Annotated in this window: 15 protein-coding genes; 3 read left to right on the top strand and 12 right to left on the bottom strand. The window is 70.3% G+C overall.

All coding sequences use genetic code 11. The features are described from left to right. Nucleotides 1-50 precede the first annotated feature (50 nt). From S1361_RS24480 to S1361_RS24440, 9 genes are all read right to left on the bottom strand, one after another. The gene (locus S1361_RS24480; protein WP_208033919.1) at nucleotides 51-452 is read right to left on the bottom strand and encodes a cytidine deaminase; all 402 of its coding nucleotides are present in this window, start codon (nucleotides 450-452) and stop codon (nucleotides 51-53) included. Further along, nucleotides 449-1,735, bottom strand: a complete 1,287-nt coding sequence (locus S1361_RS24475; RefSeq protein WP_208033918.1) for an ABC transporter permease — start codon at nucleotides 1,733-1,735, stop codon at nucleotides 449-451. Before S1361_RS24475 ends, S1361_RS24480 begins: the two co-directional genes overlap by 4 nt. After that, entirely contained in the window at nucleotides 1,735-2,862 is a 1,128-nt protein-coding gene (locus S1361_RS24470; protein WP_208033917.1) for an ABC transporter permease, read from the bottom strand. The genes S1361_RS24475 and S1361_RS24470 overlap by 1 nt, the downstream gene beginning before the upstream one ends. Then, nucleotides 2,859-4,385, bottom strand: coding sequence for an ABC transporter ATP-binding protein (locus S1361_RS24465; RefSeq protein ID WP_208036745.1), 1,527 nt, complete (start codon nucleotides 4,383-4,385; stop codon nucleotides 2,859-2,861). Before S1361_RS24465 ends, S1361_RS24470 begins: the two co-directional genes overlap by 4 nt. Before the next feature lie 199 nt (nucleotides 4,386-4,584). Beyond that, nucleotides 4,585-5,640, bottom strand: a complete 1,056-nt coding sequence (locus S1361_RS24460; protein ID WP_208033916.1) for a BMP family lipoprotein — start codon at nucleotides 5,638-5,640, stop codon at nucleotides 4,585-4,587. Nucleotides 5,641-5,918: 278 nt separating this feature from the next. Then, complete coding sequence (locus S1361_RS24455) at nucleotides 5,919-7,154, bottom strand: amidohydrolase (RefSeq protein ID WP_208033915.1); 1,236 nt, start codon at nucleotides 7,152-7,154, stop codon at nucleotides 5,919-5,921. Between the two features lie 265 nt (nucleotides 7,155-7,419). Beyond that, the gene (locus S1361_RS24450; protein WP_243769283.1) at nucleotides 7,420-7,884 is read right to left on the bottom strand and encodes a hypothetical protein; all 465 of its coding nucleotides are present in this window, start codon (nucleotides 7,882-7,884) and stop codon (nucleotides 7,420-7,422) included. 61 nt (nucleotides 7,885-7,945) lie between these two features. Further along, nucleotides 7,946-9,793, bottom strand: coding sequence for an alpha/beta hydrolase (locus tag S1361_RS24445; RefSeq protein WP_208033914.1), 1,848 nt, complete (start codon nucleotides 9,791-9,793; stop codon nucleotides 7,946-7,948). An 8-nt stretch (nucleotides 9,794-9,801) separates the two neighbouring features. Beyond that, nucleotides 9,802-10,248, bottom strand: coding sequence for a hypothetical protein (locus tag S1361_RS24440; protein ID WP_208033913.1), 447 nt, complete (start codon nucleotides 10,246-10,248; stop codon nucleotides 9,802-9,804). A 632-nt stretch (nucleotides 10,249-10,880) separates the two neighbouring features. Between S1361_RS24440 and S1361_RS24435 the strand changes: the two genes are divergently transcribed. From S1361_RS24435 to S1361_RS24425, 3 genes are all read left to right on the top strand, one after another. Next, on the top strand, nucleotides 10,881-11,162 hold the full coding sequence (locus tag S1361_RS24435; protein WP_208033912.1) for a hypothetical protein: 282 nt from the start codon (nucleotides 10,881-10,883) through the stop codon (nucleotides 11,160-11,162). Between the two features lie 8 nt (nucleotides 11,163-11,170). After that, nucleotides 11,171-12,112, top strand: coding sequence for a DUF2637 domain-containing protein (locus S1361_RS24430; protein ID WP_208033911.1), 942 nt, complete (start codon nucleotides 11,171-11,173; stop codon nucleotides 12,110-12,112). Nucleotides 12,113-12,251: 139 nt separating this feature from the next. Beyond that, on the top strand, nucleotides 12,252-12,458 hold the full coding sequence (locus tag S1361_RS24425) for a hypothetical protein (RefSeq protein WP_208033910.1): 207 nt from the start codon (nucleotides 12,252-12,254) through the stop codon (nucleotides 12,456-12,458). Between the two features lie 92 nt (nucleotides 12,459-12,550). Here S1361_RS24425 and S1361_RS24420 read toward each other — a convergent pair whose 3' ends face one another. Genes S1361_RS24420 through S1361_RS24410 form a run of 3 tightly spaced genes read right to left on the bottom strand, consistent with a single transcriptional unit; the run spans nucleotide 12,551 to nucleotide 16,139 of the window. Then, on the bottom strand, nucleotides 12,551-13,771 hold the full coding sequence (locus tag S1361_RS24420; protein ID WP_208033909.1) for a hypothetical protein: 1,221 nt from the start codon (nucleotides 13,769-13,771) through the stop codon (nucleotides 12,551-12,553). 35 nt (nucleotides 13,772-13,806) lie between these two features. Next, complete coding sequence (locus S1361_RS24415; RefSeq protein ID WP_208033908.1) at nucleotides 13,807-14,745, bottom strand: N-acetylneuraminate synthase family protein; 939 nt, start codon at nucleotides 14,743-14,745, stop codon at nucleotides 13,807-13,809. Between the two features lie 11 nt (nucleotides 14,746-14,756). Then, the gene (locus tag S1361_RS24410; protein ID WP_208033907.1) at nucleotides 14,757-16,139 is read right to left on the bottom strand and encodes an N-acylneuraminate cytidylyltransferase; all 1,383 of its coding nucleotides are present in this window, start codon (nucleotides 16,137-16,139) and stop codon (nucleotides 14,757-14,759) included. Nucleotides 16,140-16,161 lie beyond the last annotated feature (22 nt).

Raw genomic sequence — 16,161 nt, 5'->3', positions numbered from 1 at the left:
GTGCGAAGTCTGCGGCCCCCCTGCGAGCGGGGCAGGGGGGCCGTACGGCGTTACTTGTTGAGATGGTCCGGGCCGAAGGCCTGGGGCAGCATCTCGGAGAGCGGGAGGACGCCCGCGGGGGTGTCCAGGAGCAGGTCCGGGCCGCCGAACTCGTAGAGCAGCTGGCGGCACCGGCCGCACGGGACCAGCAGGGCGCCGTTGCCGTCGACGCAGGTGAAGTGCGTCAGCCGGCCGCCGCCCGTGCGCTGCAGCTGGGAGACCAGCCCGCACTCGGCGCACAGGCCGAGGCCGTACGAGGCGTTCTCGACGTTGCAGCCGGTGACGGTGCGGCCGTCGTCGACCAGGGCGGCCACGCCGACCGGGTAGCCCGAGTAGGGGGCGTAGGCGTGGGACATGGCCTCCCGTGCCTCGGCGCGCAGCGCCTCCCAGTCGAACCCGGCGTCCGGCGTCACTTGCCCTGGCCCTTCCGGTACCGCATGCCGTCAGCCTTCGGCATCCGCAGGCGCTGCGCGGACAGCGACAGCACCAGCAGGGTGACGACGTACGGGGTGGCGCCCACGAAGTCGCTCGGGACCTCGTCGGTGAACAGGTACCACACGAGGACGAGCGCGGCCACCATGAGGCTGATCCCGCCCTGCCAGTGGGCCTTCTTGTAAAGCTTCCAGCCGGCCAGCAGCGCGAGCAGCACGACCAGCACCAGGAGCAGCGCGTGGACGGTGACACCGCCGTTGCGCAGCTGCAGCGCGTCGGAGTAGCCGAACAGGCCCGCGCCCATCGCGAGGCCGCCGGGGCGCCAGTTGCCGAAGATCATGGCCGCGAGACCGATGTAGCCGCGGCCTCCGGTCTGGCCCTCCAGGTAGGTGTGCGAGGTGACCAGCGCGAGGAAGGCGCCGCCGAGACCGGCGAGGCCGCCGGAGACGGCCACGGCCACGTACTTGTACCGGTAGACGTTGACGCCCAGCGACTCGGCGGCGATCGGGTTCTCACCGCAGGAACGCAGCCGGAGGCCGAACGGGGTGCGCCACAGCACCCACCAGCTGCCGACGAACAGCAGCACGGCCAGGACCGTGATCACGGACAGGTTGGTGATCAGACCGCCGAGGATGCCGGCGAGGTCGGAGAGCACGAACCAGTGGTGCTTCTCGATCGACGTGAGGGCGTCCGAGAGGCCGGGGACGGTGACGTGGGGCAGCGAGTCCGCGGGCGGGGACTGCTTGGGGTTGCCGCCCGCCTCCGCGGCCTTGCCGCCGGCGAAGAACAGCTTGGCCAGGTACTGGGTGGCGCCGAGCGCGAGCAGGTTGACGGCGACACCGGAGACGATGTGGTCGACGCCGAAGGTGACGGTGGCGACGGCGTGCACCAGGCCGCCGAGGACGCCGAAGCCGATACCGCAGATCAGGCCCAGCCAGGGGCTGGACTGCCAGCCGATCCAGCCGGCGCCGAAGGTGCCGAGGATCATCATGCCTTCGAGGCCGATGTTGACCACGCCGGCCCGCTCCGACCACAGGCCGGCGAGACCGGCGAGGCCGATCGGCACGGCGAGGCCGAGCGCGGCGGAGACCTGTCCGGCCGAGTCGAGCTGGTTGGCGCCGGTGATCACGCGGACGGCGGCCAGGAGCAGCAGCGCACCCGCGACGATCATGAGGATCAGGCCGAAGGAACGGCCGGAGCGCTGGGGCGCGCCCGCCGCCTTCGGGGCCGCGGGCGGCGGCGTGTCGGTCATCGTGGCAGTCATCACGCCACCTCCTGCTTCTTCGTCGGGGCGGCGGCCTGGGCGGCGAGTTCGGCGCCGACGCGCTGCTGCTGGCGCTTCATGCCGTAGCGGCGTACGACCTCGTAGGCGATGACGACGCACAGCACGATGACGCCCTGGATGACGCCGAGGATTTCCTTGTCGTAGCCCTGGAACTCCAGGTGGTTGGTGGTGCGCTCCAGGAAGCCCCACAGCAGGGCGCCGAGCGCTATGCCGATCGGGTTGTTCCGGCCGAGGAGCGCGATGGCGATGCCGGTGAAGCCGATGCCGGCCGGGAAGTCGTTGCTGAACTGGTGGCTGTCGTTGAGCAGGGTCGGCATGCCGATCAGGCCGGCCACCGCACCAGAGATGATCATGCTGGTGGCGACCATCTTCTTCACCGACACACCGCTCGCGCCGGCCGCGCTCTCGGACTGGCCGACGGTGCGCAGGTCGAAGCCGAACCGGGTGCGGCCGAGGACGAACCAGTACGCGACGCCGACGAGCACGGCGATGACGATGAAGCCCCAGAGCACACCGGCGGGGCCGGTGTCGAAGCTGAAGAAGTACGAGGAGGACGGCAGCGGCTTGGTGGAGACCAGGGTGCCGGCCTGGTCGAGCTGGCCGAGCTTCCCGGGCTGCAGCAGGTAGGCGATGATCGCGGTGGCGATCGAGTTCAGCATGATGGTCGAGATGACCTCGCTGACCCCTCGGGTCACCTTGAGGATGCCGGCGATGGACGCCCACAGGGCACCGGTCGCCATGGCGCAGACGATGATCAGCGGGATGGCGATCCAGCCGGGCACGGTGAGTGCCCCGCCGAGGACGGCGGCGATGAACGCGGCGAGCCGGTACTGGCCGTCGACACCGATGTTGAACAGGTTCATGCGGAAGCCGATGGCCACCGCGACACCCGCGAGGTAGTACGTCGTCGCCTTGTTCAGGATGTAGACCTGGCTGTCGCTGGCGAAGCCGTAGGTCACCATGTCGCTGAAGGCGGCGCCGGGGTTCTTGCCGGTCGCGAGGATCACCAGGGTGGTGACGACGAGCGCGGCGACGATCGCCAGCAGGGGCGCGGCGATGCCGAGGAACAGCCGCTCCTTGTCGATCCGTGAGGTCAGCTTGTTCATCGCGCGTCGTCCTCTGTGTGCTCCAGGTGGCCGGTGGCCGCACCCGTCATGGCGGAGCCCAGCTCTTCGGGGGTGATGGTGGCGGGGTCGGCGTCGGCGACCAGACGGCCGCGGTACATCACCCGCAGGGTGTCGGAGAGGCCGATCAGCTCGTCCAGGTCGGCGGAGATCAGCAGCACGGCCAGGCCCTCACGGCGGGCCTCGCGGATGTAGTCCCAGATGGCTGCCTGGGCGCCGACGTCGACACCGCGGGTGGGGTGGGCGGCGATCAGCAGCTTGGGGTTGTGGCTCATCTCGCGGCCGACGATCAGCTTCTGCTGGTTGCCGCCGGACAGCGAGGCGGCGGTGACGTCGATACCGGGGGTGCGGACGTCGTACGCCTCGACGATGCGCTGGGTGTCGGCGCGGGCGGCCTTGATGTCCAGCAGTCCGCCGCGGGAGTTGGGCCGCTCGGTGACATGGCCGAGGATGCGGTTCTCCCACAGCGGTGCTTCCAGCAGCAGGCCGTGGCGGTGGCGGTCCTCGGGGATGTAGCCGATGCCGGCCTCGCGGCGGTCGCGGGTGGCGGCCTGGGAGATGTCGGTGCCGTCGAGCGTGATGACACCGGCGTCGGGATGACGCATGCCCATGATCGCCTCGACCAGCTCGGACTGGCCGTTGCCCTCCACACCGGCGATGCCGAGGACCTCGCCCTTGTGGATGGTGAAGGAGACCTCGTCCAGGATGATCCGCTCGATGCCGTCGAGGTCGGTCTGCGACAGGTGCACGCCGTCCAGCCTGAGCATCGGGACGTCCGTGACGGTGGACTCCTGGGTCTCCGGGGTGGGCAGCTCGCTGCCGACCATCAGCTCGGCGAGCTGCTTGGGAGTGGTGCCGCGCGGGTCGACGGTGCCGACGGTGGTGCCGCGCCGGATCACGGTGATCTCGTCGGCGACGGAGAGCACCTCGCCCAGCTTGTGGGAGATGAAGATGACGGTGAGGCCCTCGGCCTTCAGCTCGCGCAGGTTGTCGAAGAGCGCGTCGACCTCCTGCGGCACGAGCACGGCGGTCGGCTCGTCGAGGATGAGGGTCTTGGCGCCGCGGTAGAGAACCTTGAGGATCTCCACGCGCTGGCGGTCGGCGACGCCGAGCTCCTCCACGAGGACGTCGGGACGGACGTTCAGGCTGTACGCGTCCGAGATCTCCTTGATCTTGGCGCGTGCCTTGCCCCCGATGCCGTACAGCTTCTCCGCGCCCAGGACGACGTTCTCCAGGACGGTGAGGTTGTCGGCGAGCATGAAGTGCTGGTGCACCATGCCGATGCCGCGGGCGATGGCGTCGCCGGGGTTGTGGAAGACGACCTGTTCGCCGCCGACGGTGATGGTGCCCTCGTCCGGCTGCTGCATGCCGTAGAGGATCTTCATCAGGGTGGACTTGCCGGCGCCGTTCTCACCGCACAGGGCGTGGACGGTGCCCGTGCGGACCGTGATGTCGATGTCGCGGTTGGCGACGACGCCGGGGAAACGCTTGGTGATGCCGCGCAGTTCGACGGCAGCGGGAGGGCTGGACGCGTTGATGGCGCACTCTCCTCGGGGAAAGGGGCTGCGGGGAGGGGGCGAGCGTCGGCGACGCTAGCGCGGCAACTCCGCGCTACACGCGTAGAGTTGACACATTGTTATGGCTCGGCGGGGGGCTCCGGGAGGTGCCCCCGCGCCGAGCCTGGGTCCGACGGGACCCGTCAGGTCACGGGGTGGTCTTGACCTTGATCGAGCCGTCGACGATCTTCTTCTTCGCGGCGTCCAGCTTGGCCTGGATGTCGTCGATGAAGCCGCCGCTCTTGGACAGCGAGACACCGTCCTTGGCGAGCGAGTAGCTGTTGGTGCCGGTCAGCGGCTTGCCGTCGTGGACCGACTTGACGAAGTCGTAGACACCGACGTCGACGTTCTTGACCATCGAGGTCAGGATCGAGTTCTTGTACTTGCTCAGACCCGGGATGTTGTACTGGTCCGAGTCCACGCCGATCGCCCAGGCGCCCTTCTTGCCCGCGACGGCCTCGATCGCGCCGTTGCCGGAGGAGCCGGCCGCCGTGTAGACGACGTCCGCGCCGTTGTCGAGCATGCCCTGCGCGGCCTCCTTGCCCTTGTCGGGGCTGGCGAAGCCGGAGGTGTCCGAGCCGTGGGACAGGTACTGCGTGTCGACCTTGATCTTCGGGTTGGTGTCCTTGACGCCCTGGACGTAACCCGCCTCGAACTTCTTGATCAGCGGGACGTCGACACCGCCGATGAAGCCGACGTGCTTCGACTTGGTCTTCAGGGCGGCGGCGACACCGGCCAGGTAGGAGCCCTGCTCCTCGGTGAAGGTGATGCTGTCGACGTTCTTGCCGTTCACCACCGAGTCGACGATGCCGAAGCTGGTCTTCGGGTACTTCGCGGCGACCTTGGTCATGGAGGCGGCGTAGGCGTAGCCGACACCGATGACCGGGTTGTAGCCCGCCTCGGCCAGGTCGGACAGGCGCTGCTCGCGGTCGGCCTCGGTGTCCGAGGTCTTCGCGGTCAGCTCCTTGATCTCGCCGCCGAACTCCTTCTTGGCCTGGTCGGCACCGCGCGCGGCGGAGTCGTTGAACGAACGGTCACCACGGCCGCCGACGTCGAAGGCGAGACCGACCTTGACGCCCTTGCCGCCACCGGACGGGGACGAGCCCGTCTCGTTGTCGGAGGAGGTGCTGCCACAGGCAGTGGCAGTCATTGCGAGAGCTGCGGAGGCGATACACGCAGCGGAAAGCTTGGCTACCCGGCGCACGGGAAGGCTCCTTCACCTGACCTGAGCGCCTTGGCGGCGCTTGATGTGAGCACCATGGCAGTGCTCCGGCCGAGACGCCCCTTCGGCGTCGGCTTCGCGGCATCGTAACGCGCGTAGATGTCGCAAAAAACCCTCTCGCGAAGCCGTTATCGATTCGAGGCAAACAGTGCCTGAACTCGGGCTCTCCGCCCTCTCACACCGCTGTTGCGGACAGTGCACGAATGGCTTGCATCCGTGTTGCGCCGGGCAGGGGAACGGCCCCCGAGGGGGCCGCCGGCTCAGCCGCGGGCCCCGTTGGCGTCCAGGAAGGCCGCCGCGGTGAACATCTCCACACCGACGGTGATCGCGTACTCGTCGGCATCGAAGTCGCCCTGGTGGAGATCGCGTACGGTGCGCTCGCCGGGCCTGCGCACCCCGAGGCGGGCCATCGCGCCGGGCACGTGCTCCAGGTACCAGGAGAAGTCCTCGCCGCCGAGGCTCTGCTCGGTGCTCTCCACGGACTTCATTCCGCGCCGGGCGACCATGGCCCGGCGCAGCAGATCGGCGGACTCCCGGTCGTTGACGACCGGCGGCACCCCGCGCACGTAGGTGATCTCGGACTTGGCCCGGTGCAGGGTGGCGACCTCGTCGATGGCCGCGTGCACGATGTCGGGGGCCTGCCGCCAGGCATCCAGGTCCAGGCAGCGCACGGTCCCGGACAGCTCGGCGTGCTGCGGGATCACGTTCGGGGCGTGACCCGTCTCGATCCGGCCCCAGGTGAGGGCGAGACCGGCGCGGGTGTCGACCCGGCGGGCGATCAGCGCGGGGACGTCCACGGCGACCCGGGCGGCGGCGGTGACCAGGTCGGTGGTCAGGTGGGGGCGGGCGGTGTGCCCGCCGGGACCGTCGAGCGCGATCTCCAGGCGGTCGCAGGCGCTGGTGATCGGCCCGTGCCGCAGCCCGATCTTCCCGGCCTCCACCTTGGGGTCGCAGTGCACGGCGAGGATCCGGCCGACGCCGGTGAGCGCGCCGTCCTCGATGGCGCCCAGGGCGCCGCCGGGCAGCACCTCCTCGGCGGGCTGGAAGAGCAGCCGCACCGGGCGGGGCAGCAGGCCCTTGGCGTGCAGGTCGGCGAGGACCAGCCCGGTGCCGAGGACGACGGTGGTGTGCACGTCGTGACCGCAGGCGTGGGCCCGGTCCGGCACGGTCGAGCGGTACGGGCAGTCGGCCTTGGTGTCCGGGATGGGCAGGGCGTCGATGTCGGCGCGCAGCGCGAGCAGCGGTACCGCCGAGCGCTCACCCTCCGCGAGGCCGATGTCACAGACGAGTCCCGTTCCGGTACTCAGGACGCGGGGCTTGAGCCCGGCCTGCTCCAGCCGCTCCTTGATCGCGGCGGTCGTACGGAACTCCTGGTTGCCCAGCTCGGGATGCATGTGCAAGTCGCGACGGAAGGCGACGAGTTCGGCGTGCAGGGACTCGCTCAGCACGCCGGGGAGCACATCCCCCGGGAGGCCGGCCTCGGACTCTAGGGACATCAATTGCTTCACCCTCTGAAGGGTAGGACGCGCGGCCGGTCAACTACCCCTCGATCAACAAAACTTCAGCCCGTTAGGGGAAGAAAATCTCACCGGCGGACGCATGGCTGCGGACTCTGGTGGGTAAAACCCATGTTTCCTCTTCCACGCATACCACGGTTCGGCCGGGTCACGCGCGCGATGTCCACGAACCGGACCCCGGCTGCGGGCCACGAGGCGTACCCGCTGTGGGCCGACCGGGGGTCCGGCCGGCCCGTGAGCGTCGTCAGCCCGTCGTGCCGCCGGTCGCGCTGCGGAAGCAGTCGGACACCACCGTGACCTCGATCATGGACGAGCGCTGACTGCCGGCGGGCTCCCGCCACAGGCGCAGGTCGGCGGACAGGTGGCCGTCGGACGAGTTGGCCACGATCTGCGGAAGCTTCGCCCGGCTCTTGTCGGGACCGTCCTTGACGATCTTCCAGCCCTTGGCCGGCAACTGGGTGCGCAGGCGGTCCATGGCCTTTTCGAGATCGTCGCCCGGCACGCCGTAGACGCTCCACGGGTGCCGCATGCGGTGCACCTCGCTCTCCTCCGGGTACGACGAGCACGGCGCGGCCACGGCACCCGACTGGGTCACCTTGCCCTTCACCGCCAGGATGTCGAGGATCTCGCTGGACGCCCGTTCGACGCTCTGCTTGACGGCTCGCTCGTCGCGGACGTCGGCCTTCTTCTCGTCCTTCTCGTCGCTCACCTGAGAGCAGCCTCCCAAGAGGATGGCGGTCAGAGCCGCGCTGACAGCGGTCGCGTATGTCTTATTCAAGGGTCACCTTGTCGTACTGGCCTGCCATCACGAGGGCCTGGTTGCGCAGGCTCGTCGAGTCCTTGTCCCAGAAGGCACCATGGTCCTCGGCGTCCGACTCCATGGCGTTGGCGCCGAACTCCGGGTCGGTCGGGATCGTCCAGTCGTCACCGAGGCCGGCCAGGTACTTCCCGCCGACACGCACCGCCTCGTCGTTGCCGCCGCCCTGCTCCGCCCACATGTGCCCCTGGGGGATGCCGAGGTCCGCGGCGTGCTTCGCCTGCATGCCGGGGCTGCCCACCGCGATGACGTCGTCCACCGGCAGCCCCCCTTCGAGCATGCCCCGCGACTTCGCCGCGTCGCCGATGAGCGTGGTGCCGTAGCTGTGGCCCATCAGGGTGGTGTGCCCCGGGTTGGCGTTGCCGGACGCCATTCGGTGCGCTTCGAGGTTGCCGTCGAGGAAGTGCGACAGCCCCGGCCCGCCCTTCGCCGCCCATTCGTCCGACATCGCCTCCGGGAACAGGCCACCGCCCTTCTCGAACGGCTTCGCCTGCAGGGGCGCGTCGTAGTCGAACCAGGTGATGGTGGAGACCTTCTGCCCCTGTGCGTAGCGGTTGGTCTCGTGCCACAGGATCTCACCGCGGCCCATGTCCTTGTCGATGTCCTGCAGAAGGGTGCCGGTGCCGGGGACGTAGATACCGGTGTGGTCGGCGGTGTCCGGGTTCCCGTTGGCGATGATGACCTTGCCGTCATGGCCCTTGCCCTCGGGGTCGAAGCCGAGCAGGTAGGCCTCGGGCAGGTGGTCGGTCCCGGTTCTGTCGAAGCGCGACTGGATGGCGTCCATGCCCCGGATACGGCCCTCCAGCTCCTGCTTCTTCTTGTTCCACTCCTTCCATTCCTCGGTCTCGATCTGAGCACCCTTCACCTCACGGCCGGTGACCGGGCTGATGTAGGGGGCGTAGCGATCGGGCTCCTTCTTCATCCAGGCGTCCAGCTTGTCCTGGTAGCCGGCCCGGCTCTCGGCCAGCACGAGCCGGTTGGCCTCGTCCCGCACGGTGGCGGGCAGGCCGTCCATGGCGCCGATGGAGTCGGGGTGCATGGAGACGTAGGCCGCCTTCTGCTCGTCCGTCAGGTCCGCCCACCAGTGGGCGACCAGCTCCGGATCACCGTCCTTGGGCGGCTTCGGAAGGGAACGGGCGTAGGCCTCGGCGCCCTTCACGACGCCGTCGGTGTCGCTCTTGACGTCGGTCCAGTCCTTGCCGGAGACCTTCAGGTCGTCGTCGGCCTTCAGCGCGCGCAGCTTGGGCGCCCACTTGGCGTCCGCGTCCGTCGCTTCCCGCAGCGCGTCCCCGATGCGGTTCGCGAACTCCACGGCCTTGCCGAAGTTCGGGTTCGGGTGCATGTTGACGGCCTGCCGCTCGATCGCGTTCGCCGTCGGATCGGTCGAGCTGGTCGAGGGGGACACGGTGCCGCCCTCGGGCACCTTGCCGTCGGTCTCCTTGCCACCGGCGGGGAAGGTGACCGAACCGTCCGCGCCGACCGTGCAGCCGGCCGCCTCGGCGTCCTCCAGGGCCGCCTCCAGCTTCCGCTTGGCCGCCGCCATGTCGTACGCGAAGGCGTTCAGCGCGGTACTGGCCAGCGCGCACTCGGTCTGGACGTAGTGGAAGTTCTTGCCCAGCTCCTTCAGCTCCCGCAGCGCGGCATCCGCGGTCTCGCCCTTGAGCCCGCCACGGATGCCGGCGGAGATCTGGCTCTCGATCGTGTCCTTGGCGGTGCTCGCCATGTCGCTCGTGGCCCGGTAGCCGTCGGCCGCCTCCTCGAACTCGGCGGGCTTGAGGGCCTTCAGCGTCGCGATGTCCACGGCCGCCGTCACCGGCCCTTCGCCTGGCCACCGACGGCCGCGGTGTCCTGGTACTTCGACTGGATCTTGTCCAGCTCCGCCTTCACCTCGGCGTCGGACATCGTCAGGTCGCGCCCGGAGCGCTCCATCAGCCCGCCCAGCTCACCGCAGCGGCCCTTGACGTCCTCGACGTACTTCTTCCAGGACGCGTACAGCTCCTTCTGCGCCGCGGCGGACTGCACGCCGGACAGCTCACCCAGCCCCGACTGACCGTCACCCAGCTTGCCCAGGGCCTTGTCGACGTCGTCCTGGAGCCCCTTGGTGTCCTCGCCGGCCTTCGTCCAGACCTTCTTGTCCGACTTCAGGTCACCGGTCCCGCTGCCGCCCGGATCCATCGGCACGTGGTTCAACTGCATCCGCGCGGACCCTCGGGCCGCGGCGTCCGCCTTCAACTGCTCCCACTCGTCCCAGGACATGGATGTGGTCCTCCCCGTTTCCCCGTTGCCGGCAACCCCCGCCGGCTGAGCCATGCTCACCACGGCTCAGGCCATAAATCAAATCAAAGTCCCAAGCGATTCGGGGTGCGCAACGACCGGTCCCCCACAGCTCCCCGCCCGATCCATACCATTGGGGAGGCGGCGGGACACTTGCCCCTAATTTACTTTTGGTCCAGTCTTCGAGTGACGGCTCACCAGGAATCGCGCACGTTCAATCGCGCACCCCGATATGGATAGCCCGAGGGCCCACCCGCACGTCACAGAAGAAGAAAAGATGCGGAATAGAGTCGTCCGGATGACCGGCGCCCGCGCCTCCCTCCGCACCGCGGGGCCCATTTTCGTACGACCGCACCAGTGCCGAATGCGGCAGCCCTCCGACGGCGGGAAATCCCGGCCGTCCGCTCCGAGGGCCGCCGACGGGAGAGGAGCAGCCCCTACGCTTTGCGGAAACGTTTTTCTCCGACCCTCGCGCCCGCACGCGCCACCGACTTCTCCATTTCTCATACAGGATGGACATAGGGCCGAACGACACCTGGAAAAGGTGTTTGTCCGGCTACTTTCTTCACTCGTTTGCCGCACACCCATCGCCGCATGGTGCCGTTAGTTGCAGCATGACGAAGGCTCTGAGGGGTCAGGTACTCGATTCTGTTGCGGAGCGGTCCCGTTCGACCGCCAGGCGTCCCGTGCGGCTGGGTTCCTACACCTACCTGCCGGCAGCCGCCCGAACGCACAGCGCAAAAGGAGTTCTGATGAGGGGTGGCCTCTCTGTCACACTGGAGGCGACCGAAGAGATCCTCCGGGAATTCATGGACAGAATGAACTCGCTGGAGACCGATATCTCCCAACGCTGGGTGGGCACGGACACCTGGTTCCGTCTTTCGCCGGCGGAATGACATCACACATGCAGCACGAGAAAATGGGCTCGCACCCCGATCTTCCCGCGGACTACGCGGACGGCTATCACCACGGCAGGGGGCGGCACCGATCGCCCACCGAGGACTTCTCGTATCCTCTGGTCCCTCCGGACTCGGGCTGGGACCCCGCGGAAGAGCTCGCCTACATGCTGCGGGACTCCATCGAGCAGCAGGCGAGGATCCCGGGTGCGCGCTACGAGGACCATCCCACGGCTCCGGAGCCGACGACGCCCCACGAAGCCCTGGTAGAACTCACGGCGGAGCTGCCCCCGGTGAAGGCGGCTTCGCGGGGCCACCGCAAGGACCGCAGGAGGCAGCGCCCCGGCAGGCTCCGGATCGTCAGCTACCTCATCGCCGCCGCCGCGACCGTCATCGCGTCCGCCGTGAGCATCTTCGGCGGCCTGATCGCGTACGACCCGCTGCGCTTCGTGGCGGCGGCCCGGACACAGAGCGACGTGGTGTCCTGGTGGCCCGTCCTGGTGTTCGGCCCCTGGCTGGTGGCGTCCCTGTGCATCCTCCGGGCGGCGCTGCACCAGCGCCGGGCCTTCCACTCCTGGTCCGTGCTGCTGGTGTTCTCGGCCATCGCCATGGCGCTGTGTGTGGCGCAGGCACCGAAGAACATCGTGGACACCGTGGCCGCCGCCCTGCCGACTCTCGCCTCTCTGGCCTGCTTCCAGCAGGTGGTGCGCCAGGTCACCCTGACCAGGCCGCCCCGGCGGACCTTCCCACGGCACCGGTCCCAGCCTCCCGAGAAGGCGGCCGGTGAGGAAGCGGCGGCGCCCCAGGAGGGCACGCCGCGCACGAGCGGCAAACCGCCACGGGAGGACTTCGCAGGACCCGCGGGGAGGGCGGGTGCCGGCGGTCCGGCGGCCCATGACCGGTTCGCCGACCATCCGCGTCGCTTCGGGTGGCCCGGTGACCGTCCCTGACCGTTCACGGCGGCGCCACTCGGCCGGGGCCCGGTTCCGCCTGGCAAGCTGGAGGTTCCCCATCGATGAGCAGTTTCAGTACGCCGGTTCAGGCAGTCACCGGCCCGCGCGCCCGGGGCCGGACGGTCGGAGGCGACGCGTGAACACCCTGGTCACGACGCCCCCGCTGCTGCCCGATGTCGCCCGGCTCCGGCCCCGCCAGCAGATGGGCATCGACTGTGCCGTCTGCGGCCACCCGCTGGGACCGAGCGGCCGGGTGCTGGGTGAGGTGCGCTACCGCGGACTGCCGTTCCGGCTCTGGGTCTGCACGGCCGGCTGCGAGCCCCCGTCCGCCTCCGGCGCCTAGCCGACGCGTCCGTCACACGCGGCTGCCCCCGGCGTCCGGCCGGGGAAGTCCGTCACACGCGGGTGCCCCTGGTGTCCGGCCGGGGGCGTCCGTCATGCCGGGGCGATCGCCGTCAGCCGGTGGACGTCGCGGGCGGTGCCGGTCACTCCGGACAGGAAGCCCTGGGCGCGGGGGGAGGCGGTCTGCGTGAGCCAGGTCGGGTCGATGTCGCAGACCGCGACGCGGACACCCGTGCCGGCCAGGGCCAGCGGGAGGGTGTGGACGACCGTGGAGGGGAAGCTGAGGATCGTACGGCCGATGGGGCCCCGCCGGGCGATCAGCTCCAGGGGCAGGTCCGGGCGGACTATCTCCAGGCGGGTCTCGCCCGCCAGGCGGTGCAGCTTCTCGGTGCTCTCGCGGCGGTGGGCGAAGTAGCGGGTGACGCCGTGGGCCTTGGCCAGGCTGCGGACGGCCTCCAGGTAGTGGTCGCCGTCCACCACCCCCGTCTCCACCAGCGAGGTGCCGACCATGTCCGCGCCGTCGGTGATCCGCGGCGGCCCGAAGCGGCCCCGGGTCCAGGCGAAGTCGTTCGCGGTGACCGTGACGCCCTCCGGGGTCTCCGTCACCGGCATGGAGGAGAACACCTCGACCCGCCGGTGCGCGCTGGGCGTCAGCCGGCGGCGGGCGGAGGAGGACACCGGCGCGAAGAACAGGTCGCGGGCGCCGGGCCGGCCGCCTTTGCGGTGCCAGCGGACCAGACGTTCGCCGCGGGCGAGCTGGGCGACGAACTCCATCGTCGCCGTGCCGTCGTCCACGACCACCAGGTCGCGGGCGCGGGTCACGGTCAGCAGGAGCTGTACGTAGCGGGAGAACGGGTCGCCCATGACGACCCGGTCGGCCCGGCGCAGCGAGCCGGCCAGACCGCCGATGGTGTGGAAGGGCGCGGTCGCACCGCCCCGCGCCTCCTCCCAGCGCACCCGGTACCCCTCGTCCCGGGCCAGGTCGGCCATGCGCCGCAGCTGGCCCCGGGTCATGGGGTCGGTCGGGGCCAGCACGACGACGGTGAGCTCCGCACCGGCCGCCGCCCCGCCCGGCAGCCGCCGGACCTGCGCGGGCACGGCGGGCCCGGGTCCGGCCGGTGCGGGCCGGGACTGCGCGGGCAGGGCCGGCGGGGGCGCGGAGGCCGTGACCGACGGCGCGGCCGGGTGAGCCGGTGCCGCGTCGGGCAGGCCGTGCAGGTGTGCCCACTCCAGTACGTTCAGCAGCTGTACCGGGCTCTCCACGAAGGCGAGCGTGCGGGCAGGGTGGCCGGCCTGGCCGGCGCGGGGGCTCATCGGCGTACGACCGTCCCGTCGTCAGTGACCTGGATTCACACCGCGACCGGCTCGCCCGCCGCCGCGGCGATCTCCGCCTCGGCGACGACGCCGGCGACGCGGCGCAGCTTCTTCATCGGGCCGAGCTCGGAGTCGTAGACCTTCTTGACGCCGTCGCCGAGGGAGGCCTCGATGGTGCGGATGTCGCGGACCAGGCGGGTGAGGCCCTGCGGCTCCACCGACGCGGCCTGGTCGGAGCCCCACATGGCGCGGTCGAGCGTGATGTGGCGCTCGACGAACGTGGCGCCCAGCGCGACCGCGGCCAGCGTGGTCTGCAGGCCCGTCTCGTGGCCGGAGTAGCCGATCGGGACGTTCGGGTACTCCTTCTCCAGCGTGTTGATCACGCGGAGGTTCAGCTCCTCGGCCTTCGCGGGGTACGTCGAGGTCGCGTGGCACATCAGGATGTTGTCGCTGCCCAGGACCTCGACCGCGTGGCGGATCTGCCGCGGGGTGGACATGCCGGTGGACAGGATGACCGTACGGCCCGTGGCGCGCAGGGCGCGCAGCAGTTCGTCGTCGGTCAGGGAGGCGCTCGCCACCTTGTGGGCGGGGACGTCGAACTTCTCCAGGAAGGCGACGGCCTCGGTGTCCCACGGGGAGGCGAACCAGGCGATCCCCTTCTCCTTGCAGTAGGCGTCGATCTGGCGGTACTCGTCCTCGCCGAACTCCACCCGGTGGCGGTAGTCGATGTACGTCATCCGGCCCCAGGGGGTGTCGCGCTCGATGTCCCACTGGTCGCGGGGGGTGCAGATCTCGGGGGTGCGCTTCTGGAACTTGACGGCGTCGCAGCCGGCCTCGGCGGCCACGTCGATCAGCTTGAAGGCGTTCTCCAGCTCACCGTTGTGGTTGATGCCGATCTCGCCGCAGATGTAGACCGGGCGGCCGGGGCCGACCTCGCGCGAACCGAAACTGCGCAGACGGGAGTTGGTGCTCATCGGGGGTGTCCTTACTTGGGGAGGGAATCGAGAGAGGGGCCGAGGATCCAGCTGGCGATCTCTCGGATCGCGCCGTCACCGCCGGGGACGGTGGTGACCGCGCGTGCGGCGCCGCGTACGACGTCGTGAGCGCTCGCGACCGCCACGGGCCAGCCGACGAGGGCGAAGCACGGCAGGTCGTTGACGTCGTTGCCGACGTAGAGCACGCGCTCCGGCGCGATGCCCTGCTCCTCGCACCACTGCTTCAGCGCGAGGTCTTTCCGGTCGATGCCGTGCAGCACGGGGATCTGCAGCTTCCGTGCGCGGGCGGCGACGACCGGGTTCTGTTCCGTGGACAGGATCAGCAGCTTCAGGCCGCTCCTGCGGAGGGCCGCGACGCCGAGGCCGTCGCCGCGGTGCACGGCGACGAACTCCCGTCCGTCGGAGTCGATCAGCACCCGGTCGTCGGTCTGGGTGCCGTCGAAGTCCAGTACGACCGCGTCCACGTCGTCGGCGGTCGGCAGCGAACCGGGGCGGTCCGCGTCGAAGAGGGGCGCGAGGGCCCGGGCCCGCGCGAGGTCGTGCGGGTCGTCGATCTCCAGCACCCGGGCCGGGTCGGTGCGGACCAGCTCGGTGTGGCCGAAGAAGCGGTGGCGGTGTTCGCGGAAGCCGGCCGCGTCCATGGCGTAGGCGGCGCCGGTCTCCAGGAAGTCCTGGGGGCGGTCCTGGCGGCGCGGGCGGTAGGACTTGTCGTGGTTGACGCCGTAGCCTCCGGCGGTCGGCGCGGGAACGGCGTGGCTGCCGCCCGCCGCCGCGGCCACCGAGGCCGTTCCGGGCCCGGCTGCCGGGCGCGCCGGACCCGTGGGTCCCTCCGCTGCCGGCCGAGCCTCGGGCACCAGGCCCGGGGCTGACGGCTCGCCGTGCGCGGCGAGTTCGTCGGCCGCTTCCCGCCAGACGAAGCCGTGGAAGGGCGCGACCGTCAGCGCGGTGTCCGCACCGTCTTCGATCACCGCCGACGCGACACCGTCGATGTCCTCGCGGACGAGGAACGGGCTGGTGCACTGCACGAGCAGCACCACGTCGACGGTGGAGCCGTGCAGCGTCTCGTGGGTGTCCATGGCGTGCAGGACCGCGGCCTCGGAGGTGGCGGTGTCCCCGGCGATGGCGGCGGGCCGCAGCACGACCTCGGCGCCGGCTTGCCGGGCGGCGGCGGCGATGGCCTGGTCGTCGGTGGAGACGACGACGTCGGTCACCAGCCGGGTCGCCCGGCACTCGCGCACCGCGCGGGTCACCAGCGGGACACCCCCGACGGGGGCGAGGTTCTTCGCGGGCACGCCCTTGGAGCCGCCGCGCGCGGGGATCACCGCGAGCACCCGGCGGACCGAGACGCCCGGGCCCGCTTGCGAGTGGGACATGGTGTGTGCTCCTTGGAGTGAG

This window comes from Streptomyces cyanogenus (assembly GCF_017526105.1).
Lineage (GTDB): Bacteria > Actinomycetota > Actinomycetes > Streptomycetales > Streptomycetaceae > Streptomyces > Streptomyces cyanogenus.
Note: the sequence above shows the minus strand (reverse complement) of the source record. Positions and strands in the feature narration are given on the sequence as shown.